Here is a 23,776-nt window from a genome sequence, read left to right on the forward strand (position 1 = left end):
CTCACGCCTCCCGCGAGGTGCGGGCCGGTCGCGGGGAGAACGCAGTCACGGCCAGGGCCGTGGCACTCACCGCCGCGAGCACCAGGGAGGCGAGGGTTGTGGCCATCGCTACCCGCACGGATGCCGGTGTATCGGGCGCGAACGCCGGCGAGAGCAGGCTGAACATCACCAGTCCTGCCGCCGTGGCCCCGACTGCCAGCGCGACCACGAGAAGTGTGGCGGCCACCGCGCTGGTGCGTGTGGCGTCATCGGCCGCTTGGTCGGGCGCGTCGAGCTGCCCGCGTGGGCGGGAGACGACGAGCCGGACATTGACCGCCACCAGCACGAGCAGCACCACGAACGCCACGGCCAACGGTCCGGTGTAGAAGGCCCCAGCCCAGGGTGACCTGGTTCCGTGGCAGTTCGGCCCGCAGGTGTAGCTCAGGGAGCGACCGTCCGGATCGGCCGCGAGCGTCGTGATCACCGCCGCAGCCACCAGCAGCACGATGCCGAGACCCAGCAGCACCGCACCACGCCGGGGGAGATAACGCCGCAGACTGCGCACCTCCAACGCGGCTCCCCCGTCCCGCAAGGCCGAACGCGTCACCATCTCCGCAGCGATCCCGCCGATCACCCACACGATCGCGGCCACGAACGGGGTGAGCGCGAGACCCTGGCCGTGCGCCCCCAGGGCCGAGACGTCCATGACCACCCGCACCGCCAGGACAACGGCGACGACCCGTGCGAGCGTGATCACCTGCCGGACCCGACGGACACCGTCGTGACCCGAACGCGGTGCCGGCCCTCGGGTGAGCGCCACGAGCACCACCACGATCGCCACAGCGGCGATGAGTACGAGCGCGAGGAAGACCCAGACGATCCCGGTCATCACACCCTCCTTCTTGTATCGTCTACTTGACACAAAGATGCACCAGCCCGACAGTTTGTGTCAAATACTCGATACAAGAGGAGTCCGATGACTCGCGGCACCCTGCACCACCTGGAGATCTGGCTACCGAGTGAGGAAGCAACGCGCAGCTGGACGTGGCTGCTGACCGAGCTCGGCTACACCTGTACCTCCCGCTGGCCCGAAGGATCGTCCTGGTCGCTCGGACCCACCTACCTGGTGCTCGAGCACGGGCCGGACGTCACCGGAGATCGCGCGCTGCGCCGTCAGCCGGGAATGAACCACCTCGCCTTCGACGGCGGAACCCGGGCTCAGGTGGACGCCCTCACCGTGGCGGCGGGGCACCACGGGTGGACCCTGATGTTCGCCGACCGGCATCCGTGGGCAGGAGGAGACGATCACTACGCCGCCTACCTCGAGGACGGGCACGGATTCGAGGTCGAGATCGTCGCACCCTGACGCCACGCCGTCGGAGCACGGCGAAACGCCGGTGTGCTCACCACCAGTGTCAGCACCCTGTGGTTGGCTGAAGGTGCACGGAAGGTGAGGCGCAGATGACCACGTGGCTGGACGGACCACTGCTCGGGTTCGACACCGAGACCACCGGCGTCAACCCGTTCCGCGACCGGATCGTCAGCGCGGCCCTGATCGGCCGTGGTCCCCGCGGCAGTGCCCAGCGGGTCTGGCTGCTGAACCCTGGCGTCCCCATCCCGGAGGAAGCCGCCGCCATCCACCAGATCACGACGGCGCACGCCACCGAGCACGGAATGGCACCTCGCGAAGCGCTCGCCCAGATCTCCGCCGAGCTGCTGGCCGCCTTCCGCCGCGGCACACCGGTGGTGGCCTACAACGCCGCCTTCGACCTGACGATTCTCGAACGTGAGCTGGAGCGCCACGGGCTCCCCACACTCGGCGAAGAGCTCGGCGGCCCGCTCGCCCCGGTGCTCGACCCCCTGCTGCTCGATCGGGGGCTGGCCGCCGACCGGAATGGCCGGCGCACCCTGCTGGACCTGTGCGGATACTACGGCGTGCAGGAGAACGGGCGCCTGCACACGGCGGACGTGGATGTCGCCGCCACGTTGGACATTCTCGCCGCGCAGGTCCGCGACCATCCCGAGCTGACCCGCCAGTCTCCGGCCACCCTCCACCACTGGCAGGCACACCAGCACAGCCGGTGGGCCCGTGCCGAGGTGGAGCGCCGCCGGCGCTCCAGCCGCGCCGCGCCCGCTCCTGGCTGGCCCTTGCACACCAGTGACCCCACTGCGCCGGGCGCCCGCGGCCCGGGAGCGCGTTCCGCCTGAGACGGCACGGATGCTGGACCGGGAGGAATCTCCCGCGCCGGCGCGCGTTGCACCTGGTGGTTCCCTGCCCGCACCAGCTCGAGGAGATCCATGTCCGCGCTCGCGCGCATCCTGCGGTTCACGCGTTCCCTGACGCCTTACTACGTGGGCATCATGCTCGCGGCGATGGTGGTAACCGGCGCAGGACTGGCCATTCCCTTCATCACCGGGCGGGCCACCGACGTGATCGTCGATGCCATCGAGCAGTCCGGCGCCGGGAACGATGTTCTCGCGGCGACGATCCGCACCGTACTGCTGCTGGCCCTCGCACTGCTGCTCGCCGAACTGGTCGACACCGTGATGAGTAACGTCGGCGGCTACTGGGGTGACGTGATGAGCGCCCGGATGCGCACGATCCTGTCCACCCGCTACTTCGAGAAGCTGCTCTCGCTGCCCCAGCGCTACTTCGACAACGAGCTCACGGGAACGATCGTGGCGCGGCTGAACCGGTCGATCGCCGAGATCACCAACTTCATGAAGTCGCTGGCGAACATGTTCGTCACGCTGATCATGACGACGATCGCCGTGCTGATCATCAGCGCCTGGCACTACTGGCCGCTCGCCGCGCTGCTGCTGATCGCCTACCCGCTGTACCTGTGGCTGACGGCCCTCACCTCAACCCGCTGGCAGCACCTGGAGGGACGCAAGAACGAGCACGTCGACGTCGCCTCCGGCCGGTTCGCCGAGGTGGTCGGGCAGATCCGCGTGGTGAAGTCCTTCGGCCGCGAGCGCAGCGAGCAGGATCAGTTCGCCCAGCACTTCGACACCACCGTCGAGCTCACCGGGGAGCAGTCGCGCCACTGGCACCGGATGGACGTGATCCGCCGCGCCGCCCTGAACCTGATCTTCTTCGGGCTCTACGCGATCATCTTCGTGCGCACCGTGCAGGGCCACTTCTCTCCCGGCGAGATGGTGATGCTGGTGCAGCTGATGGCGATGGCCCGCCAGCCGGTGACGAGCCTGAGCTATGTGGTGGACACCGCCCAGCGGGCGATCGCGGGGTCACGGTCCTACTTCGAGGTGATGAGCCTGGAGCCCTCGCAGATCGAACCCACCGGCAGTCATCCGCACCAGCCGGCGACGTCGGACCCGGATGGTCCGGTCGTCCGGTTCCGCGACGTCCGTTTCGGCTACGACAACGACGCCGACGTGCTCGACGGCATCACCTTCGAGATCGCCCGGGGTGAGCGCGTGGCGCTAGTAGGCGAATCCGGTGGCGGCAAAAGCACCCTGATCAATCTGCTGATGGGCCTGTACGCCATGCGGGACGGCCAGATCGAGGTCGTCGGCGCCGGGTCCGACCTGGAGTCGCTGCGGACGAACATCGGCGTCGTCTTCCAGGACGCATCACTGTTCTCCGGCACGATCGCCGAGAACATCGCCTACGGCCGGCCGGAGGCGACGCGGGCGGAGATCGAGGCAGTGGCCCGTCGCGCCGCCGTCGAGGAGTTCGTCCGCAAGCTCCCCCGCGGGTACGACACGATGATCGGCGAGCGCGGGATGAAACTCTCCGGCGGTCAGAAGCAGCGCATCGCGGTGGCCCGGGCCATGCTCAAGGACGCCCCGATCCTGGTGCTCGACGAGGCGACCTCCGCACTGGACACCAAGTCCGAGCGTCTCGTCCAAGCCGGGCTGGAGAACCTGATGGCCGATCGGACCTCGCTGATCATCGCCCACCGGCTCTCCACGATCTCCGAGGTCGACCGGATCATCACGCTGCGGGACGGACGCATCGACGAGATCGGCCCACCCGCGCAGCTCGCCGCCTCCGGAGGCATCTACGCCGAGCTGCTGGCACTGCAGAACGCCTCGACCGCGTCCGCCCGGAAGCGGATGAAGAGCTACGACGTGGTCGGCTAGTCACACTGCCGCAGGTATGTCAGACGCGCGGGCACCGCACGGTGCGCCTGCGTGGGATCACGCTCAGCGGCCCCCGTAGTTCGGCGCCTCGGCCACCATCTGCACATCGTGCGGGTGGGACTCCTTCAGCCCGGCGGAGGTGATGCGCACGAACTTCCCACGCGCCTGCAACTCGGGCACGGTCCGGGCACCGACGTAGAACATCGACTGACCGAGCCCGCCGGTGAGCTGGTGCGCCACCTGTGCGAGGGGGCCGCGGTAGGGCACCTGCCCCTCGATTCCCTCGGTGATGATGTCGTCATCGGAGACGTCACCCTGGAAGTACCGGTCCTTGGAGTAGGAACGACGGTCCCCGCGCGACTGCATGGCCCCGAGCGAGGCCATACCCCGATAGCGCTTGTACTGCTTGCCGTTGACGTAGACCAGGTCCCCCGGAGACTCGTCGCACCCGGCGAGCAAACCGCCGAGCATCACCGAGCTGGCCCCGGCTACCAGTGCCTTGGCGATGTCACCGGAGTACTGCAGTCCCCCGTCACCGATCACGGGCACACCGGCCGGCTTGCATGCAAGCGAGGCCTGATAGATCGCCGTCACCTGCGGCACACCGACCCCGGCGACCACGCGGGTGGTGCAGATCGACCCCGGTCCGACGCCCACCTTGACGGCGTCCACGCCGGCATCCACGAGTGCCTGAGCACCCTCACGGGTGGCGACGTTCCCGCCGATCACCTGGACGTGCGACGTCGCCGGATCGCTCTTCAGGCGGCGCACCATGTCCAGCATGAGCCGGGCGTGACCGTTCGCGGTGTCCACCACGAGCACGTCCACCCCGGCCTCCACGAGTGCGGTCGCCCGCTCCCAGGCGTCACCGAAGAACCCGACGGCGGCCCCCACCCGCAACCGCCCCTCGGCGTCCTTCGTCGCGAGCGGATACTGCTCGGACTTGACGAAGTCCTTGACGGTGATCAGGCCCTGCAGCCGGCCGGCGTCATCCACCAGCGGGAGCTTCTCGATCTTGTGCTTGCCCAGCAGGGCGGCCGCGTCATCGGTCGAGATGCCCACATGGCCGGTCACCAACGGCATCGGCGTCATGATCTCGCGCACGAGGGTCGTCTCGAAGGCACCGAGAGCGACGAACCGGATGTCCCGGTTGGTGATGATGCCCAGCAACACACCAGCCTCGTCCACCACCGGCATCCCGGAGACCCGGTACTTGGCGCACAGCCGGTCCATCTCCGCCAGCGTCGCGTCGGGGCCGATCGTCAACGGATTGGTCACCATGCCGGACTCGGACCGCTTGACGAGGTCGACCTGCCCGGCCTGGTCGGCGATCGGGAGGTTGCGGTGCAGGATGCCGATCCCGCCCTGGCGGGCCATGGCGATCGCCATCCTCGCCTCGGTGACGGTGTCCATCGCGGCCGAGACCAACGGGATGGCGAGCTCGATATCGCGGGTCAGGTGGGTAGCAGTGTCAGCCTCGCTGGGGATGACGTCGGTCTCCCCCGGAAGCAGGAGGACGTCGTCGTAGGTGAGCCCCACGAAACCGAAGGGGTCGGATGGCGCGGCAGAGGAGGCGGGCGTGGTGGGCATGGCGGGCGGCTCAGTCACGTGGCGATCATAACCGCGAGGTCACCTCCATCGATCAACCGAGCGCTCCCGCCGGGCGGACCGCGGCAGGGTCGGCGAGCAGGCTCGCGATCTCGTGCACCGCACCAGCAAGGGTCCTGGCACGGGGCAGGTCCGCATACTCCGATGCGACGCCCGTGAGTGAGATCACGAACGCGATTCGATCCGAGGCCCGCATCGCGTCGACCACGGCCGCGCCGTCGTGCGGCTGACCGAGCAGGACGGCGATCTGGATATGGGGCGCTGCGGCTACCGCGGCGGAATCAGCCGCCCGCTTACGTCGGGCCGGGCGCAGCACCCGTGCACCGATCCGATGACCGGCCAGTTCCGCAGCGAGTACGTGCGCATCGAGGTGGTGGTCGAGATCGGCGTGGATCATCACGGGCGCCTCGGCACCGGGGTCGGGTGCGATTGCGCGCAGCGCCGCCAGCAGAGCAGCACCGAGCGCCGAGACCGGATCCCGGCCGGGCTGATCACCGTGGTCGCGGGCCTCCAGCAGGTCCAGGGCCGGGCGCACCAGGTTCTGCCAGGTGCTCAGCCCGTCGCTCTGGCGAACGGCGCGGTGGACCATCCGGTGCAGCCGGCGCTCATCCGCCTCGACTGCGGCGGCCGCCATCGAGAGCGGGTCGAGGATGTCGTCCGGGTGATCGGACGCATGGTCAGCGACAGTCTCGTCAGCGGCGTCCAGCCCGCGCGCAACCCGTGCCGCATCGGCCGGGGCGACGCCTTCGCGGGTCAGGCGACGCATCGTCTCCAGCCGCGTGACGTCGTCGGAGTTGTACCGGCGATGCCGACCCGCGGTGCGCGTCGAGGGGCCCAGGCCGTAGCGCCGATCCCAGGTGCGCAACGTGGATGCCGCCACACCCAGACGCCCTGCGACGGCAGCGACGGTCAGGCGCACCCGGGCGCGCTCGCCCTCGTCAGGTCCGGACCGTGCTGCGGGCACGCCCGTCTCCTCTCGTCCCACTCGTCGCCAACCGCCATCGAGCCTACGGCGCGGCCCGGTATCGAACAACTTGAGACCGTCCAACGCACCGATCTCGCATCGATCTTGAACAAGTCTCTTGAACAACTTCTGCATCACTTGTAGGTTGGCGGTACGCCGCACCGAGGCCCGAGGGGATGGGCCTCAGCGGCAGGAAGGTCCGGTGCCGCATCGTCCGATACGGCACCTCAGGGCGAAACGGAAGGGTGAGACCATGGCGGAACTCTCGAGGCTTCCGGGGCCGATCATGGACGTGTGGGAGTGGCAGTACCAAGGCGCCTGCCGCGAGACCGGGGACGAGCAGTTCTTCCACCCCGACGGCGAGCGCGGCGCCTCGCGGCGACGACGCGACGCGAACGCCAAGGCCGTGTGTGCTCGATGCCCGGTCATCGAGCAGTGCCGCGAGCACGCACTCCGCGTACGGGAGCCCTACGGAGTGTGGGGCGGACTGTCGGAGGACGAACGGGCCGCGATTCTCGCCCGGCAGACTCCGGCGGCGAGCTGAGCACAGCGCCACCACCCAGACACGACCACGTGGGTACAACGAAGGCCCCGATCCATCCGGACCGGGGCCTTCGCTACGTCGTCAGGTCGTCAGTGAATCACTTCGACACGACGGCGAGCACGTCGCGCGCCGAGAGGATCAGGTACTCCTCGCCGGCGTACTTGACCTCGGTGCCGCCGTACTTGCTGTAGATGACAACGTCGCCCACGGCCACGTCGAGCGGGACGCGGTTGCCGTTGTCGTCGACGCGACCCGGGCCGATGGCCAGGACCTCGCCCTCCTGCGGCTTCTCCTTGGCGGTGTCCGGGATAACCAACCCGGACGCAGTGGTCTGCTCGGCCTCGAGCGTCTTGACGACGATCCGGTCCTCGAGCGGCTTGATGGAGACCGACACTGCGGACCTCCCCTTCGCATGAGTGGTGAACAATGACAAGGGTCTCCCCCGGCCTCGGTGCCGTCCGCCGTCGCGGGGGTCGGGCATGCACCACAGCACGTGGGTGACGCCTCCTCCCGAGGGAAGAGGCCTCAAGGAACAATCTAGGCACCGATTAGCACTCGGTCAAGGCGAGTGCTAAACGAGTTCCCGCGAACGACCTTCTCCATCGCCGTCGTCGCGCCCCTGGTCCGCCCACCACTGACGCAGATCCGCCGGAGCGGTCAGCACCCGCGGGTCGGTCAGCACCAGCCTGAAGTAGTCGCGTAGCACCTCGGCAGCATCGACGACATCCGGTTCGTAGAGCGCCTGCAGCTGCACGCCGTCCCACAGCGCCACCAACGTCACGGCCGCGACCTGGGGATCGACCCCGGGGCGCAGCAGTCCGGCCGCCGCGAGCGCCCCGAGTTCGTCGGCGTACTGACGGCGCAACACCGCGAACCGTCCGCCGAAATAGTCCCGTGCGGGGTGCTCGGCCGTCGCCGACTCCGCCATGAGCACCCCGTACAGGCGCACCAGGTGCGGGACGTCCTCGTTGGCGATCGCCTGGCCGACCACGCGGTCCGGGAAGGAGTGCCCGGGACCACCGGCGAAACGCACCGAGTCGCGATGGGTCATCGTCGCCCACAACAGCTCGGTCTTGGAGGCGTAGAAGTGCAGCAGGCTGGACGGGCTCAGGTCCGCCTCCGCAGCGATCTGGCGGATGGTCGCCCCGCGGTAGCCACGCTCGGAGAATACGCTGACCGCTGCGTCGACGATCCGCCGGCGCCGCTCGGCGGACTTGCGGTACTCACCGCGCGGTCCCCGGGCACCGGGATGCGCCATCTCCCCCGCGGCGCCCGAGCCGACTGAGCCGGCCGGCTCGGAGACTCCGGGGACCTCGCGCGGATCGCTGCTGGTCATGGCCCGCCAGCGTACCCGAACCAATCTCGAACGACTGATCGAGTTTGTGTTACGGTGCGGATTCCGGACGTCGACGCCCGGACCGGGCCGCGGGTCCCAGACGCCCGCGGCTTCACCCGACACTCGGAGAAGCACGTGACGACCTTCCCCCTGCACACGTCCTACGACCCGGTCGCCGGCGCCCTGGCCCCGGCCCGATCCTGGCTAACCAGCGACGCGCCGCGGATCGACCTCGCCGGAGACTGGCAGTTCCGCCTGTCCCCGGCCGTCCCCGGGACTCCGGGTGGTCACGGGGTGCTGGGCGAGGAGTCCCCGACGGCGTTCGCCGGGCCCGACTACGACGCCACCGGCTGGGACACCCTCGCCGTCCCATCCCACTGGGTGCTCGCCGAGGACTTCCGCCACGGCAAGCCCATCTACACCAATGTCCAGTACCCCTTCCCTGTCGATCCGCCGTTCGTCCCGGACGAGAACCCCACCGGTGACTACCGCCGCAGCGTCGACGTGCCCGCCGCGTGGCTCGAGTCCGGCCAGGTGCTGCTGCGCTTCGACGGCGTCGAGTCCCACGCGCGCGTCTGGGTCAACGGCACCGAGGTCGCCATGTTCACCGGCAGCCGGCTCGCGCACGAGGTGGACGTCACCGAGCAGCTGCAGGCCGGCGTCAACACCCTCGCCGTGAGGGTCGTGCAGTGGTCGGCCGCCAGCTACCTGGAGGACCAGGACCAGTGGTGGCTGCCGGGCATCTTCCGAGACGTGACGCTCCTGCACCGCCCCGAGGGCGGGATCGAGGACGTGTGGCTGACTGCCGACTACGACCCGGCCACGGGAGTGGGCACGATTCTGCCGGAGGTGAGGGCCGCCGTCGAGGCGTTCCCGGTGCACCTGCGCCTGCCGGAGCTCGAGGTGGACGTGACATGGGACTCCCCGCAGGACGTGGCACCGGTGGAGGTCGGGCAGGTGTCCGCGTGGTCTCCGGAGGAGCCCACGCTGTACGAGGCGACCGTGTCCGGCACCGCCGAGACGATCACCCTGCGCACCGGGTTCCGGCGCGTGCAGATCGACGGCGACCGCTTCCTCGTCAACGGCCGGCAGGTGACGTTCTCCGGGATGAACCGCCACGAGGTCCATCCTGACCGCGGGCGCGTCTTCGACGAGGAGTTCGCGCGCGAGGACCTCGCGCTGATGAAGCGGCACAACGTCAACGCCATCCGCACCAGCCACTACCCGCCGCACCCGCGGCTGCTGGACCTGGCCGATGAGCTGGGATTCTGGGTGATCCTCGAGTGCGATCTGGAGACGCACGGGTTCGAGGCCGGCGGCTGGGTAGACAATCCCAGTGACGATCTGCGCTGGCGCGAGGCCTACCTCGACCGGATGCAGCGCACCCTCGAGCGGGACAAGAACCACCCCTCGATCGTCATGTGGTCACTGGGGAACGAGTCCGGCACGGGGACCAACCTCGCCGCCATGGCGCAGTGGACCCATGGCCGCGACGCCACCCGCCCGGTGCACTACGAGGGCGACTACGCCGGCGAGTACACCGACGTCTACTCCCGGATGTACGCCTCGGTCCCCGAGACAGAGTCGATCGCCCGGGATGATGACACGAGCGTGCTCGGGCGTGACATCACCGCCGGTGACAGCGCCCGCCAGCGCTCCAAGCCGTTCCTGCAGTGCGAGTACGCGCACGCGATGGGCAACGGTCCCGGTGCGCTGGACGCCTACCGCGAGCTCGTCGACCGCTACCCGCGCCTGCATGGCGGATTCATCTGGGAGTGGCGCGACCACGGACTGCGCACGAGGACTGCCACCGGGACCGAGTACTTCGGCTACGGCGGCGACTTCGGCGAGGTGGTGCACGACGGCAACTTCGTGATGGACGGGATGGTGCTCTCCGACTCCACCCCCTCCCCCGGGTTGCTGGAGTTCGCAGCCGTCGAGCAGCCGATCCTGCTCACTCCCATCGGCGATGGCTCCGCCGTCGTGCGCAACCGGCGGTTCATCGCCGACACCTCCGATCTGCGGGTGCGCTGGAGTATCGAGCACGACGGGCGCGTGGTGACCGAGGGCGAGACGGCGCTGGTGGATGAGTCCGGCGCCCCGATCCCAGCCGGCGGCACCGGCAGCCTGCACCTGTTCTCCGAGCTCCCGACGGCGCGGCCCGGCACCGAGGTCACGGTCACCCTGGCCGTGGAGCTGGCCGAGCAGACCCCGTGGGCTCCGGCGGGCCACGTGGTCGCCCGGGCACAGTGGCAGGTGGGCGCACCCGGCACCTTCGGCGGGGCGAACTTGCCGGTCGCGGGCCGGGCACGCACCACCGTCGTCGGCCTGGGCGACTCCCCCGCGGTGCTCGAGGGTCCGGTACTGACCACGCTGGCAGGGGCCGCCGTGCGCGGTCCGCACGTGGAGCTGTGGCGGGCGCCCACCGACAACGACCGCGGCACGAACTCCACCAACTACGACTACGCCGATCCGGCTGATCGCACCGGTGGCGTGATGACGCCCTCTCTGGCCGACCTGTGGACGCAGGCAGGCCTGGACCGGCTGGTGCGGCGGGTGGTGTCGGTGACCGCCGACCCGGCCTCCCACACCGTCATCCGGCGAGTCTCGGCCGCGCAGAGCAGAGCTGCTGTGGACGTCACCGAGCGGTGGTCGGCGCAGCGGGACGCGGACGGAACGGTCGAGGCGGTGCTCGAGGTGACGATGACCCCGAACACCCTCTGGCGCGACGTCTGGCCCCGGCTCGGCCTGCATCTGGAACTGCCCACCGATGTCGACGGCGCCGCATGGTTCGGGACTGGCCCGCACGACTCCTACCCGGACACCGCCACCTCGGTGCGGCTGGGCCGGTTCAGCGCTGGCATCGATGATCTCACCGTGCCGTACGCGCGCCCGCAGGAGTCCGGGCACCGCTCCGGCCTCCGCGAACTGGTGCTGCAGCGCGGCGGGCAGGACTGGCTGCAGGTGAGCGCCGATGCCGACCCGCAGGGCCGCCGTCCGGGATTCACGCTCAGCAGGCACAGTGCGCACGAGCTGGCCAGCGCCGCACACCCGCACGAGCTGCCCAGCCCGACGGCGCACCACCTGTACATCGATGCCGCCCAGCACGGCCTGGGCTCACGTGCGTGTGGTCCGGACGTGTGGCCGACGGCGATGCTGCGCCCGCAGGCGCGGACGTTGCGGCTGCGCTTCCGGGCTCTGTGACCTCGGCCCTCACCCCCGGCGAGCACCCTCACCGGGGGTGAACTTGACGTCGGTTATGGCCCGATCTTCGACGTCACCCTCACCGGGGGTGAACCTGACGTCGGTAACGGCCCGATCTTCGACGCCACCCTCACCGGGGGTGAACTTGGCGTCGGTGGTCGGGTGCCGGGGCTGGAGTCTGGCGCCCCTCCCCAGAAATCCCTCGTCGATCTGGTCGCCGTCAGCGACCAGATCGACGAGGGACTTCGTGTTCGGAGGCGCTCAGAAGCGCTCGCGCAACCACTCCACCTGGCGGTGCCACTGCCAGAACGCGCCGCCTTCGTGACCGTTGAAGCCGTAGACCTCGATCTCCTTGTCCGCAGCGGGCACGGCATTGAACGCCGCAAAGACCGTGGAGGGCAGGACCACCTCGTCCATGAGCGCCACCGAGAACAGCACGGGCACCTGGATCCGGCGGGCGAGGATCGCGCCGTCGAGGTAGGACAGGGTGGTCAGCACCGCATCCACCTCGTCCCGGTGGACCGAGAGATACCGGGTGATCTCGGTGAACGGCGGCTGCGGGGTCTGCGTGATCGCCCGCGGGAAGTCGCACAGGAACGGCACATCGGGCATCACCGCCCGCACCTGAGGCGAGAGTGCTCCGGCCGCGATCGCGATCCCGCCCCCTTGGCTGCCGCCCGTCACGGCGATCCGCTCCCGGTCCACGAACGGCATCTCGGCCACGTGGTCGACGAGACGCACGGCGTCGGTGTACACGCGGCGGTAGTAGTGCTCGGCTGCCGAGGTGATGCCACGGGTCATGTAACCCGGCGTGGCCGGGCCGGATCCGTGCGGGTCGGGGGTGTCGCCACCGGTGCCCCAGCCGCTGCCCTGGCCACGGGTATCCATCAGCACGTGGACATATCCAGCCGCCGCCCAGGCGAGCTTCTCCCCGGCCAGGCCACGACCACCGCCATAGCCGACGTACTCCACGACGGCGGGGCGCGGGCCCTCGCCCTTGGGCCGGGTGATCCACGCGCGGACGGGGTCGCCGGCGAACCCGGGAAAGGTGAGGTCCTCGACGATCAGCTCTTGGATCGGGCCGCTCACCTGCTCCAGCTGCGCGGACGAACCAGCGGCACGCGCCTCGGCCAGCGTACGTGACCAGAAGTCGTCGAGATCCGGCGGTTCGGGCAGATCCGGTGCGTACTGACGCAGATCGTTCAGGGGCATATCGGTGCGACTGAGAGCCATGGCTTCATCCTTCCATCGCCGCGAGGGCGTTCACGCCGCGCCGGGAACCAGGCCAACCATCCACCCGGACTATTCATCGGATGTCTGCGGCTGAATCGTCTTGACTTTTTGTTCCTGCATGACACAAAATGACGGCGCCGAGCGTAGCACTGCCCATCGCAGTCACCTCGGAGACCCGGGTGCCGACAAGGAGGCCGCCGGGAGACCGACAGAGCTGTCCGGAAGGGAACCCCATGAGTGCACATCACCGTCCAGCACGGCGAGGAATACGAACCGCGGCAACGATGCTCGCAGGCGCCGTCGCCGTCGCCGGGATCGCCGCCTGTTCACCCGAAGAAGGGGCTGGCACCAGCGGCGAACCGGTCGAGATCGAGTTCTGGGGCTGGGTTCCCGGGCTCGAGGACCTCGTCGCCCAGTGGAACGAGGAGAACCCGGACGTCCAGGTCGCCTTTCATCGGATGACTGGTGACGACGGACAGAAGGTCGAAGCTGCCGTCGACGCGGGCGCCGGCCCCGATCTGGTCCAGCTGAGCACCCACAACCTGCCTGACTATGTCATCGCCGAGCGGGTGCAGGACATCACCGACTACGTCGCCGACGACGAGAGCAACTACACACCCGCCTCCTGGGCGTCGGTTAGTTTCGACGGACGCGTCTTCGGCGTCCCGCAGGGCATCGGCCCCGCCGCGACCATGTACCGCCACGACATCTTCGCCGAGCACGGCATCGAGTTCCCCACCACCTGGACCGAGTACCTGGACGCAGCCCGCGCCCTGCAGGAGGCGGACGAGGATCTCTACATCGCCAACCTCTCCCCGAGCGAGATGGGCCAGTGGCTCCAGGAGATCCAGCAGGCCGAGGGCAGCTGGTACGGCATCGCCGACGACGCCTGGACGGTCGGGGTCGACGACGAGGGCAGCCAACTGGTCGCCGAGCGGTGGCAGACCCTGCTCGACGAGGGCCTGGTGACCACTGAACCCATGTGGACACCCGAGTACTGGTCCCTGGTCAACAACGGTTCGATCGCCTCGATCACCTACGCCGCCTGGTTCCCCAGCATCCTGGCCGAGAACGCCTCCGGGCTGGCTGGGCAGTGGTCGATCGCCCCGATGCCCACGAACGAGGGGTCCACCAACGGCGGCGACTCCGGTGGCGCGGCCGTCGTGGTCCTCGCGAACGCCGAGCAGCCGGCCGCGGCGGCCGAGTTCGCCAGCTGGCTCAACGGCTCGGACGACACCCAGGAGGCACTGATCACCGTCGGTGGACTGTTCCCGTCCACTCAGAACGGCCTGGCCTCCCCCGCGCTGCTGCAGGAGAACGAGTTCTACGGCGGGCAGGTCATCAACGAGGTCTTCATCGAAGCCGCCGAGAACACACCCGCCACCTGGGTCGAGGGCCCGAACTTCGGGTTCATCCAGACCACGATCCTGGACGAGTTCGCCCGGGTGGTCAACGGTGATCAGACCTTCGCCGAGGCGCTCGACGTCACTCAGGAAGCCGCTGTCGCAGACCTGGAGAACCGCGGGCTCGAGGTCGCCGCTCCATGAGCACCAGCACCGCCACGGGCTCACGGCGCCGTCGTCACGGCGCCGTGAGCCCCTGGGCTCCCTACCTGTTCGTGGCACCGTTCGTGGTGCTCTTCCTACTCTTCCTGGTCGCCCCCATCGTCGTCGCGTTCGTCAACAGCCTCTTCTCCCGGCAGTCCAGCGGGCTCGGTTTCGGCGGCTCCAGCATCGAGTTCGTCGGCCTCGCCAACTTCGTGCGCGCCTTCGCCGACCGGGACTTCCTCGTCGGCTTCCCCCGCGTGCTCCTCTACGGAGCCGTGCAGGTGCCGGTGATGATGACCATCGCCGCGTTCTTCGCGCTGCTCTTCGACACCGCGCTGGTGAAGGCACGCCGGTTCTTCCAGTTCACCGTCTTCCTGCCCTATGCGGTACCCAGTGTGATCGCCGCCCTGTTGTGGGGATTTCTCTACCAGCCCTCGGTCAGCCCGGTGCTGCAGTTCTTCGAGTCGATCGGCATCACCCTCAGTCCGCTCGCCTCCACCGTGGTGCTGTGGTCGATCGCGAACGTAGCCCTGTGGTCGCTGGTCGGGATCAACATGATCATCCTGTTCTCGGCGCTGCAGTCGGTGCCGCGGGAGATGTACGAGGCCGCACGGATCGACGGTGCCGGGGAGGTACGCACGGCACTGCAGATCAAGTTGCCGATGATCGCGCCCGCGGTCCTGCTGACCACCCTGTCCTCGATCATCGGCACCCTGCAGCTGTTCAACGAACCGCAGGTGCTGCAGACCATCACCTCCAACATCCCCAGCGACTACACGCCGAACATGGCGATCTACGCCACGTCCACCCTCGGCAAGGACCCGCACCTGGCGTCGGCGATGGCCGTCATCCTCGGACTGGCCACCCTCGTCGTCTCGTTGCTGGTGCTCGCCGCGAACAAGCGCACGACGAATCGAGCCGGCCATGGCCTCTGACGTTGCCCTTCCCCCCGTCCGCGACTCCGCACCGGTGCCCGACGGGCGCCGCCGCACCACCTTCGTCAGCGGCGAGCGCGTCTCCCGCACCTGGATGGTCATCGCTACCGCGGTGATGGCCCTGGCCTCGATCTACTTCCTCGTACCGGTGGTCTGGCTCGTGATCGCGGCGACCAAGTCGACCGGAGACCTCTTCTCCACGCCCGGGTTCGCCTTCGCCGATTTCAACCTGCTGGAGAACCTGCGCGCACTGAGCACCTACCAGGGCGGGATCTTCTGGCGGTGGGGTCTGAACTCGATCATCTACTCCGTCCTCGGATCCGCGCTGACCACGCTGGTCTGCGCGATCACGGGGTATGCCCTGGCCGTGTATCGCTTCCGCGGTCGCACCGCACTGATCTCGGTGGTCCTGGCCAGCCTGCTCGTGCCAGGAACCGTGATCGCACAGCCCACCTACGTGCTGCTGGTCACGCTCGGCCTGGACAACTCCTACGCCGGCCTGCTGCTGCCGGCACTCGTCTACCCCTTCGGAGTGCTGCTGTGCTTCATCTTCGCCCAGTCTTCCGTCCCGCTGGAGCTCGTGGAAGCTGCCCGGCTCGACGGCGCAGGTGAGTTGCGCATCTTCGTCGCCATCGGTCTGCGCCTGTTGGCATCCGGCCTGGTGACCGTGCTGCTGTTCGCCTTCCTCGGTAGCTGGAACAGCTACATCCTCCCGCTACTGGTGCTCACCGACGCTGAGTTGATGCCCCTGACGGTCGGGCTCACCGGCTGGAATCAGGCCTCGATCACCATTCCCGGACTGCAGATCCTGACGGTCGTGGGCTCACTCGTCTCGATCATCCCGATCGCGATCGTCTTCCTCTCCCTGCAACGGTTCTGGAAGGCCGGGCTGACCGCCGGCAGCGTGCGAGGCTGACGCCCATGACGATGTCCATGACCACGCTTCGCTATCGCACACCCGCCTCCCGCTGGCTGGAATGTCTACCGCTGGGCAACGGCACCCTCGGTGCCATGCTCGACGGCGCACCCTCCGTCACCCGGATCCGGCTGAACGACGAGACCGCATGGTCCGGATCACCGGAGAGCGAGCACGCCGGGGGTGTCCTCGACGCCGCGAGCGCCGCCACCTGCCTCCGGCAGGCGAGGGACGCCGTCGCGGCCGGGGACCCCATGGCAGCCGCTCAGGCGCTCATGCCCACCCAGGTGCGTTACTCCCAGGCCTTTCTGCCGTTCGCGACGGCGGAGCTCACCCGGGAGGTCCCGGTCACCGGATACGAACGCGAGCTCGACCTACGCACCGCCACGCACCGCACGAGCGGGGCAGGCACGGTCGTCGAGAGGACCTTTGTCTCGGCACCGCACGGGGTGCTGGTGCACCGGATCGACGGCACCGCGCTCACCGGCGTGGAACTGCACACCCCGCACCAGGTGCTGGCGAGCAGCACATCCGCGGACGAGGCCGAACTCCTGCTACGACTGCCGGCCGACGTCGCCCCCGGGCATGAACCCGATGCGACGCCGGTGACGTGGGCGCAGGGTCCGGGCCAGTCCCTGGAGGGTGCCGTCGTGGCGGGGATACGCCGCGAGGGCGGTGCCACGGTGCTGGTGCTCGCCACCGAGACCACCTACGCAGGTCTGGGAAGGGCACCGCACGGATCGGCACAGGATGCTGCAGCCGTTGCCCGGCGACGGGTCGAGGACGCGCTCCGCCTCGGCTGGGACGCCCTGGCGGAAGCGCATGCACGCGACTACGAGCCGCGGTTCACCCGGTCCCGGATCGAGCTCGGGACGCCCGAGCAGCACGCCGCCGTGGCCGACCTCAGCCCCGATGAACGCGTACGCAGGGCCCAGCATGCTGACGCTCCCCTCGCCGCCGACCCGGGCCTACTGTCGTTGCTGTTCGATTTGGGACGCTACCTGCTGCTCTCCTCCTCCCGGCCCGGCTCGCTGCCGCCGACGCTGCAGGGCATCTGGAACGAGGAGATGCAGCCACCCTGGAGCTCGAACTACACCCTGAACATCAACGCCGAGATGAACATGTGGGCGGCCCACACCACCCGACTGCCCGAGTGCGCAGAACCCCTCCACGACTTCGTCGCGGCGCTCGCCCAGGCGGGTGAGCCGACCGCCGAGCGGCTGTACGGCAGCCGTGGCTGGGTGGCCCATCACAACTCCGACGCCTGGCTGCTGACCTCCCCCGTCGGAGGCGGGCATGGGGACGTGCGCTGGTCGGCCTGGCCGATGGCCGCACCGTGGCTCGTACGGCACGTGCTGGACGCCGTCGAATTCGGCGCGATCGACGAGACGGCCCTGCGCCGGATGTGGCCGGCGGTGCGCGGTGCCGTCGCGTTCACGCTCGACCACGTCCGTCAGGAGGGCGGCCGCTGGACCAGCGCTCCGGCATCCTCCCCGGAGAATGCCTACTGGACAGCAGACGGCGAGGAAGCAGCGCTCGATGTGACGAGTGCGATGGACCTGAGCCTGGCCTACGAGGCCTGTCGTACCGCCGTCCGGGTGGCCGAGCTGCTCGACGTGGACGATGAGGTGGTGGCCGAGGCGCGCGAGCGCCTGACCACCTTGCCGGCCGAACCCGAGGTGGCCACCGACGGGACGCTGGTGGAGTGGGCGAGCGAGCGTGCCGCCACCGACCCCCACCACCGGCACGTGAGCCATCTGGTCAGTCTCTACCCCGGGCACGGATGCTGGTCGGAGCGGGCACGCGAAGCAGCGGCCCGGACGCTGGCGGAACGAGGGGATGAGTCCTCGGGCTGGTCGCTGGTATGGAAGGGCCTGCTCTGGGCACGGCTGGGCCGTGGAGAACGGGTCGAGTCGCACCTGCAGCTCCTGGTGCGTGATGCAGAGGGCCTCTCGGGCCCGTTCGCCGGCGGGCTGTACCCGAACCTGTTCGCCGCCCACCCGCCGTTCCAGATCGATGCGAACCTGGGGCTCCCGGCGCTGCTCGCCGAGGCGGTGCTGCAGAGCCACGACGGCCTGCACTTGCTGCCTGCGCTGCCGCCGTCACTGCAGGAGGGACGCGCCGAGGGTCTACTGGCCCGACCGGGCGTCATCGTCGACCTCGCCTGGTCGGGGGGAGCACTGGTCAGCGCGCGGCTCCGGTCGGGCGCCGGGGCGGTCCCCGTGCGGGTTCAGTGGGCGGGCCATCACCTGGACCGGGTCGTGACGAGCGAGCCACTCGAGCTCGTAGCCGCCGACTTCACGAGGCCCGGGCGAGCCTAGGCTGTGGCCGTGCACACTATGACACCGTCGTCGCGCTGGCCGGCGGTCCCGGACACCGAGCGCCGAGTCCTGCTGGAGCTGCTCGTCCATGGCGCACTGCCCCGGGTGCGGATTGCCGAACGCCTCAGCCTCTCGCGCACCAGCCTGTCTCGGATCGCCCGCGGACTCATCGAGGCCGGCCTGATCGCAGAAGGCGAATCGGTCCCCTTGGGCGGCCGGGGCAGACCTGCCGAGTCCTTGCACCTACGCCACGACGCAGCGCACTTCGCCGGAGTCAAGCTGACCGCCGAGACGATGTACCTGGAGGTGACGGATCTGCGTGCCCAACCTGTTGCCGAGGTCGCAGTCCCGTTGCGTTCGCGTGAGGTCCCTGACGTGGTGACCCTCATTGCCGACTCAATCCGGCAGACCGGGGTGAGTGACGTCGTCGGCATCGGGATCGCCGTGGCCGGCGACGTCCGCTCAACCGCCGAGGGCACAGTGCTCCGGCATTCCAACTTCCTGGGGTGGGATGCCGTGCCGCTCAGCGGGTTGGTGAGCGAGGCGACAGGGATGCCTGCGACAGTCGTCAACGACGTGCACGCCCTGGCCGGAGCCCACCACTGGTTCGGCACTGACGGCAGCCACCGATCGATGGTCGTCTTTGGCGTCGGCGCCGGGATCGGTTCCGGTGTGGTGATCGATGGCATGCTGCATCCCGGGGCGCACGGCCGCGCCGGGCGGGTGGGGCACACGCGCATCGGTGGCCAGGGGCGCCGCTGCGAGAACGGTCACCTCGACTGTGTGCACAGCTTCGTGACGATCCCGGCCACCGAGCACAACGCGGGCGTCGGGCGGGGGGAGTACGCCCTCGCCCTCGAACGCGCACGAGCCGGCGAGGAGACGGCGGTGCGCGCCTTCCAGGATGCCGCGCGTGCGCTCGGGGCCGTCGTGGCCGACGCCGTCAACGCCTTCGACCCGGAGGCTGTCGCGGTGATGGGCGAGGGAGTGGACATGCTCGACCTGGCTCCCGGGCACGTGCACCAGGCGATGGCGGAGTTCCTCGAGCAGGGCGATGTCGAGGACGTCCTCGTGCAGCGCCCACTCTTCACATTCGGCCTGTACGCCCGCGGTGCGGCGGTAGCGGCGATGCGGGAGCTGCTCAGCAGCTAGGACCCGCGTGCGGTGTTCCGCACTCCTGGCCTCACACCCCCAGCGCCGTCTTGAACTGGGCGCGGGTCCGTCCGATGGTCTCCAGCAACGCCATCTCGTCCTGCCGGGCACGGATCCCTGTGTGCCCGGTGTACAGATCTTGACGGGCGTAGGCCAGATCGACCGCCGCCTTCTGGAACGACTTCATCGCGGCCGCCGCCTGCGGCCCACCCCGGGCAGCCCATGCCTTGGCGTTGCGTCGCCCCTGCATCGACGTCAGCATCGCGACCTCCTGTGGCACCAGCCATCCGGAGGGCACGTAGTCGCTCAACCGCTCAGCCAGCAGCTGGGTCTCCTTCTTGCGCAACCAGACCAGGATGATCGCCCAGATCACCAGCGGCAGCCAGTTGAGGAAGACCAACATGGCCGCGAGCCCGCCCAGGCCACCGGCGAATGACGCGGCACCGTTCCAGGCACCGTGCAGCAACACCGCGCCCAGGTAGCCGATCGGCATCATCCACAGCCAGGCCAGCTTGCTCTTGTGGCGGGAGGCGAGACCGAGTGCGACTCCGATGCACGCGGTGTAGATCAGGTGCCCGAACGGGGAGGCGAGACCACGCAGGATGAAGGTGAACGCCATCTGGTCACCGGCACTGCTCAGGTACTGGATGTTCTCGACGAAAGCGAAGGCTGCGGCGATCACCGAGGCATAGACGATCCCGTCGACCGGGCCGTTGAAGTGACGGCGCCGGATGAGGAAGATCAACAGCACGCCGAGCCCCTTCCAGAACTCCTCCACGACCGGAGCCCCGAAGACCGCCGGCAACGCCTCGGGAGGCATCGACGGCGCCAGGCTGCTGCCGAGAGCGGTCCCGAAGGGTTCGTTCATGAGGCTCGACAACCACACGGCCACACCGCCTCCCCACACGAAGGCTGCTGCGAGCAAGAGACGCGGCTCGGGTTCCCACCGATCCACCCAGAGCACCGCAAACCCGACGATGGCCAGCGGGATGAGCGAGAAGAACGTGGCGACCACACTGTTGCCGACGCCGAAGAGGAGCGCCGTCACCGCGACGAAAGACAGGACACCCAGGGTGCCCAGGGCCAGCAGCAGGATCTCGAAGACCACCCGGCGGCGGGGGTGCCGACGAGCGGGCGCAGCGACCCACCCGTGCTGCGCCGACGGGGCGTACTGCTCCGATGGCGGCGCCACCGAGACAGGGGCAGGCGCCTGCGCATAGCGCAGGTGGCTGCCGTAGGCCGACCGTTGCTGCGGGTGAGCGGGCCCGCCATAGGAGGCTTGATAGGGCTGGTGCGGTGCACCCTGGGGCGCCTGCTGCACCGGGTAGCCCTGCGGCGGCTGCTGGCCGTGTCCGTCTGGCTCTCGCGCAGGAGGCGGTTGGTTCGGGTGTTGATAGCTCACAGCCGAACGCTAGTGGGTTCGACTGTGGTGGGCGAACATCCGAGTGGGTTGATCTGCCCATCCACGTGGCAGGATCGGGGAGTGGATCGCCGGACTCTCTCTCAGTTGCTCTCCCCCGAGGGGTGGGCGCTGCTTGCCCAACTCCCGCCCTACGACGAGGAGCAGGCGCTGCGGCTGTCCGAAGGGCTGCGGGCTCGGGGGCTCGATCCCGACCTCGTCGCCGGTGCTCTCACGCAGAGCCGCCTCCGCAACCGCGCACGAAGCAAATTCGGCGAGTTCGCCGGCGAGATGCTCTTCACCGAGAGCGGGCTCGAACAGGCCACGCGATTGGCAGTCGCCGCCCGGCACGCACGCCGCTATGCCGACGCCGGGGTCCAGCACGTCGCCGACCTGGGATGCGGGCTAGGCGGCGACGCGATGGCGATGGCCGCACTCGGACTTCGGGTGCTGGCCGTCGAACTCGACGAGGAGACCGCCACTCTCGCGACAGTGAACCTGCGCGCGTTCGAGCACGCGCAGGTGCGCCTCGCCGATGCGACCGAGGTGGATCTGGCCGCCGACGGTATCGACGCAGTCTTCGCCGACCCAGCCCGCCGCACCCGGTCCGGGGCTCGCGTCTTCGACCCCCGTGCGTACTCCCCCGATCTCGACACTCTGCTCGGGCTGCGTCACCAGGTGCCGAATCTCGGGCTCAAGGTCGGCCCCGGAATCCCGTACACGGCTCTCCCGTCCCAGACTCACGCCCAGTGGATCAGCGTGGACGGCAACGTCGTCGAGGCAGGGCTGTGGTTCGGGGACCTGGCGACCGAGGGTGCAGGACGGAGTGCGCTGCTACTCTCCGGCGAGAGCGCCCACGTCATCTCGGCACCCGGCGACGCCGACGCACGGCCCGTGCAGGCGCCCGCGGCCGATCTGGGCGCCTACCTGTACGAGCCCGACGGTGCCGTCATCCGGGCCGGCCTGGTGGCCCAGCTCGCAGAGCGGATCGAGGGACACCTGCTGGACGAGTCCATCGCCTACGTGAGTACCGCGAGCGCGCACGAGACGCCCTTCGCCGTCGGGTATCGGGTCCTTGACTCCTTCGACTTCGGCCTCAAACGGCTGCGGGCGTACCTGCGCACGCGGGAGGTCGGGCGAGTCACGATCAAGAAGCGAGGCACCGCCGTCGTGCCCGACCAGCTACGCCAGCAACTGGGGTTGCGGGGGCCGAACGAGGCCACGATCGTGCTCACCCGGCTGCGCGGCAAGCAGAGCGTGATCGTGGTCGAACCGCTGACGCGGGGCTGAGCGGCACATGCGACGGGCGTGGGTGGAAGGATGACCACGTGACGATTGAGTTCTCGCCCTCGGCGCGTTCCACTCTCGGGATCGAGTGGGAGCTGGCGCTCGTGGACACCGATACCGGCGATCTTCGCCAGGTGGCCCAGACGGTCCTCGATGCCGTCGCGCCTGCGGACGGTTCCCAGCACCCGACCATCCGGCAGGAACTCCTGCTGAACACGGTGGAGATCGTCTCCGGGGTGTGCCGGTCGGTGCCGGAGGCCATGGCAGATCTGGAGCGCTCCACGGCGCTCGTACGGGAGGTCACGGACCCGTTGCGGGTGGAGTTGATGTGCGCGGGCACGCACCCCTTCGGCCACTGGGGCAACCAGCGCGTGACCGACAAGGAGCGCTACGCCACCCTGATCGACCGGACCCAGTGGTGGGGGCGGCAGATGCTGATCTACGGCGTACACGTGCACGTCGGGATCGAGCGCCGGGACAAAGTGCTGCCGATCCTGGGCGCGCTGCTGACGTACTACCCGCACCTGCTCTCACTCTCGGCGTCGTCACCGTTCTGGGACGGGCGTGACACCGGCTACGCCTCCAACCGTGCGCTCCTCTTCCAGCAGCTCCCGACGGCGGGGCTTCCGTTCACGTCGATCGCCACGTGGGCGGACCTGGAACGGTATGTCGACGACATGCTGCTCACCGGGGTGATCGACGAGTTCGATGAAGTGCGGTGGGACCTGCGGCCCTCACCGAAGTTCGGAACGTTGGAGATGCGGATCTGCGACGGAATCTCCAACGGACTCGAGCTCGCGGCAGTCGCGGCCATGACGCACTGCCTGGTGGAGAAGTTCTCCCGGATGATCGACGCCGGCCAGGAGCTGCCGCGGATCTCACCGTGGTTCCTGGCGGAGAACAAGTGGCGTTCTGCTCGCTACGGGATGGAGGCGATCATCATCCTGGACGAGGCGGGCAACGAGCAGATCGTGACCGATTCGCTGGAGGCGGTGCTTGCTGATCTGGCGCCGATCGCGGCAGAGCTGGGGTGTGCAGAGGAGCTGGAGGGCGTGCGTGAGATCATCCGCACCGGTGGGTCCGCGGCACGGCAGCGCACGATCGCGGCGGCGTCGGCACCCGGGGATCTGGCACCGGTGGTGGCGCACCTGGTGGCCGAGTTCCACGCGGGGCGTCCGCTCGATCCGTGCTGAGGGTGGTGAAGCGTCAGAACCGGATTCCAACGCACGATGTGGATTCCAATA

Annotated in this window: 19 protein-coding genes; 12 read left to right on the plus strand and 7 right to left on the minus strand. The window is 69.1% G+C overall.

All coding sequences use genetic code 11. From position 1 onward, the window contains the following. Nucleotide 1 precedes the first annotated feature (1 nt). Entirely contained in the window at nucleotides 2–868 is an 867-nt protein-coding gene (locus tag IM660_RS14885; RefSeq protein WP_193496630.1) for a hypothetical protein, read from the minus strand. A gap of 87 nt (nucleotides 869–955) precedes the next feature. Between IM660_RS14885 and IM660_RS14890 the strand changes: the two genes are divergently transcribed. The 3 genes from IM660_RS14890 to IM660_RS14900 all read left to right on the plus strand — a co-directional run bounded on the left by IM660_RS14890 (nucleotide 956) and on the right by IM660_RS14900 (nucleotide 4,086). Continuing rightward, entirely contained in the window at nucleotides 956–1,345 is a 390-nt protein-coding gene (locus IM660_RS14890; RefSeq protein WP_193496631.1) for a VOC family protein, read from the plus strand. A 95-nt stretch (nucleotides 1,346–1,440) separates the two neighbouring features. Further along, on the plus strand, nucleotides 1,441–2,187 hold the full coding sequence (locus IM660_RS14895) for an exonuclease domain-containing protein (protein WP_193496632.1): 747 nt from the start codon (nucleotides 1,441–1,443) through the stop codon (nucleotides 2,185–2,187). Between the two features lie 90 nt (nucleotides 2,188–2,277). Beyond that, nucleotides 2,278–4,086 (plus strand): ABC transporter ATP-binding protein, encoded by a 1,809-nt coding sequence (locus IM660_RS14900; RefSeq protein WP_193496633.1) that lies wholly within the window; start codon nucleotides 2,278–2,280, stop codon nucleotides 4,084–4,086. 63 nt (nucleotides 4,087–4,149) lie between these two features. On the opposite strand, the gene guaB is transcribed toward IM660_RS14900, so the two are convergent. Both guaB and IM660_RS14910 read right to left on the minus strand, forming a co-directional pair. Next, nucleotides 4,150–5,676, minus strand: coding sequence for an IMP dehydrogenase (gene guaB, locus IM660_RS14905; RefSeq protein WP_193499441.1), 1,527 nt, complete (start codon nucleotides 5,674–5,676; stop codon nucleotides 4,150–4,152). Between the two features lie 52 nt (nucleotides 5,677–5,728). Next, nucleotides 5,729–6,658 carry a MerR family transcriptional regulator gene (locus IM660_RS14910; protein WP_246464972.1) on the minus strand — a complete coding sequence of 310 codons (930 nt, stop codon included), beginning with the start codon at nucleotides 6,656–6,658 and terminating at the stop codon, nucleotides 5,729–5,731. Between the two features lie 253 nt (nucleotides 6,659–6,911). Here IM660_RS14910 and IM660_RS14915 point away from each other — a divergent pair, with 253 nt between their 5' ends. After that, on the plus strand, nucleotides 6,912–7,202 hold the full coding sequence (locus tag IM660_RS14915; RefSeq protein ID WP_159620134.1) for a WhiB family transcriptional regulator: 291 nt from the start codon (nucleotides 6,912–6,914) through the stop codon (nucleotides 7,200–7,202). Nucleotides 7,203–7,299: 97 nt separating this feature from the next. On the opposite strand, the gene groES is transcribed toward IM660_RS14915, so the two are convergent. Then, entirely contained in the window at nucleotides 7,300–7,596 is a 297-nt protein-coding gene (gene groES / locus IM660_RS14920) for a co-chaperone GroES (RefSeq protein WP_159620136.1), read from the minus strand. Nucleotides 7,597–7,773: 177 nt separating this feature from the next. Next, nucleotides 7,774–8,538, minus strand: a complete 765-nt coding sequence (locus IM660_RS14925; RefSeq protein ID WP_246464973.1) for a TetR/AcrR family transcriptional regulator — start codon at nucleotides 8,536–8,538, stop codon at nucleotides 7,774–7,776. Between the two features lie 135 nt (nucleotides 8,539–8,673). Between IM660_RS14925 and IM660_RS14930 the strand changes: the two genes are divergently transcribed. Further along, complete coding sequence (locus tag IM660_RS14930) at nucleotides 8,674–11,742, plus strand: glycoside hydrolase family 2 TIM barrel-domain containing protein (protein ID WP_193496635.1); 3,069 nt, start codon at nucleotides 8,674–8,676, stop codon at nucleotides 11,740–11,742. Nucleotides 11,743–12,003: 261 nt separating this feature from the next. Here IM660_RS14930 and IM660_RS14935 read toward each other — a convergent pair whose 3' ends face one another. After that, complete coding sequence (locus IM660_RS14935; protein ID WP_193496636.1) at nucleotides 12,004–12,975, minus strand: acetylxylan esterase; 972 nt, start codon at nucleotides 12,973–12,975, stop codon at nucleotides 12,004–12,006. Between the two features lie 284 nt (nucleotides 12,976–13,259). On the opposite strand from IM660_RS14935, the gene IM660_RS14940 reads away from it, so the two are divergent. The 5 genes from IM660_RS14940 to IM660_RS14960 are packed head-to-tail and all read left to right on the plus strand — an operon-like array spanning nucleotide 13,260 to nucleotide 19,846. Continuing rightward, nucleotides 13,260–14,522, plus strand: coding sequence for an ABC transporter substrate-binding protein (locus IM660_RS14940; RefSeq protein WP_193496637.1), 1,263 nt, complete (start codon nucleotides 13,260–13,262; stop codon nucleotides 14,520–14,522). Next, nucleotides 14,519–15,457, plus strand: a complete 939-nt coding sequence (locus tag IM660_RS14945) for a carbohydrate ABC transporter permease (RefSeq protein ID WP_193496638.1) — start codon at nucleotides 14,519–14,521, stop codon at nucleotides 15,455–15,457. The genes IM660_RS14940 and IM660_RS14945 overlap by 4 nt, the downstream gene beginning before the upstream one ends. Then, nucleotides 15,447–16,373 carry a carbohydrate ABC transporter permease gene (locus IM660_RS14950; RefSeq protein ID WP_193496639.1) on the plus strand — a complete coding sequence of 309 codons (927 nt, stop codon included), beginning with the start codon at nucleotides 15,447–15,449 and terminating at the stop codon, nucleotides 16,371–16,373. Before IM660_RS14945 ends, IM660_RS14950 begins: the two co-directional genes overlap by 11 nt. A gap of 5 nt (nucleotides 16,374–16,378) precedes the next feature. Continuing rightward, nucleotides 16,379–18,694 (plus strand): glycosyl hydrolase family 95 catalytic domain-containing protein, encoded by a 2,316-nt coding sequence (locus tag IM660_RS14955; RefSeq protein WP_193496640.1) that lies wholly within the window; start codon nucleotides 16,379–16,381, stop codon nucleotides 18,692–18,694. Nucleotides 18,695–18,712: 18 nt separating this feature from the next. After that, a complete protein-coding gene (locus IM660_RS14960) occupies nucleotides 18,713–19,846 on the plus strand; it encodes an ROK family transcriptional regulator (protein WP_246465328.1) in 1,134 nt (377 codons plus the stop codon). A 31-nt stretch (nucleotides 19,847–19,877) separates the two neighbouring features. On the opposite strand, the gene IM660_RS14965 is transcribed toward IM660_RS14960, so the two are convergent. Next, nucleotides 19,878–21,248: a PrsW family intramembrane metalloprotease gene (locus IM660_RS14965; protein WP_193496642.1), complete on the minus strand. Its 1,371-nt coding sequence runs from the start codon at nucleotides 21,246–21,248 to the stop codon at nucleotides 19,878–19,880. An 81-nt stretch (nucleotides 21,249–21,329) separates the two neighbouring features. On the opposite strand from IM660_RS14965, the gene IM660_RS14970 reads away from it, so the two are divergent. Together IM660_RS14970 and IM660_RS14975 are read left to right on the plus strand one after the other, a co-directional pair. Beyond that, complete coding sequence (locus tag IM660_RS14970; protein WP_193496643.1) at nucleotides 21,330–22,535, plus strand: THUMP-like domain-containing protein; 1,206 nt, start codon at nucleotides 21,330–21,332, stop codon at nucleotides 22,533–22,535. A 38-nt stretch (nucleotides 22,536–22,573) separates the two neighbouring features. Next, a complete protein-coding gene (locus IM660_RS14975; RefSeq protein ID WP_193496644.1) occupies nucleotides 22,574–23,725 on the plus strand; it encodes a glutamate--cysteine ligase in 1,152 nt (383 codons plus the stop codon). Nucleotides 23,726–23,776: the final 51 nt, after the last annotated feature.

It is taken from the genome of Ruania alkalisoli (genome assembly GCF_014960965.1).
Taxonomy (GTDB): Bacteria; Actinomycetota; Actinomycetes; order Actinomycetales; family Beutenbergiaceae; genus Ruania; species Ruania alkalisoli.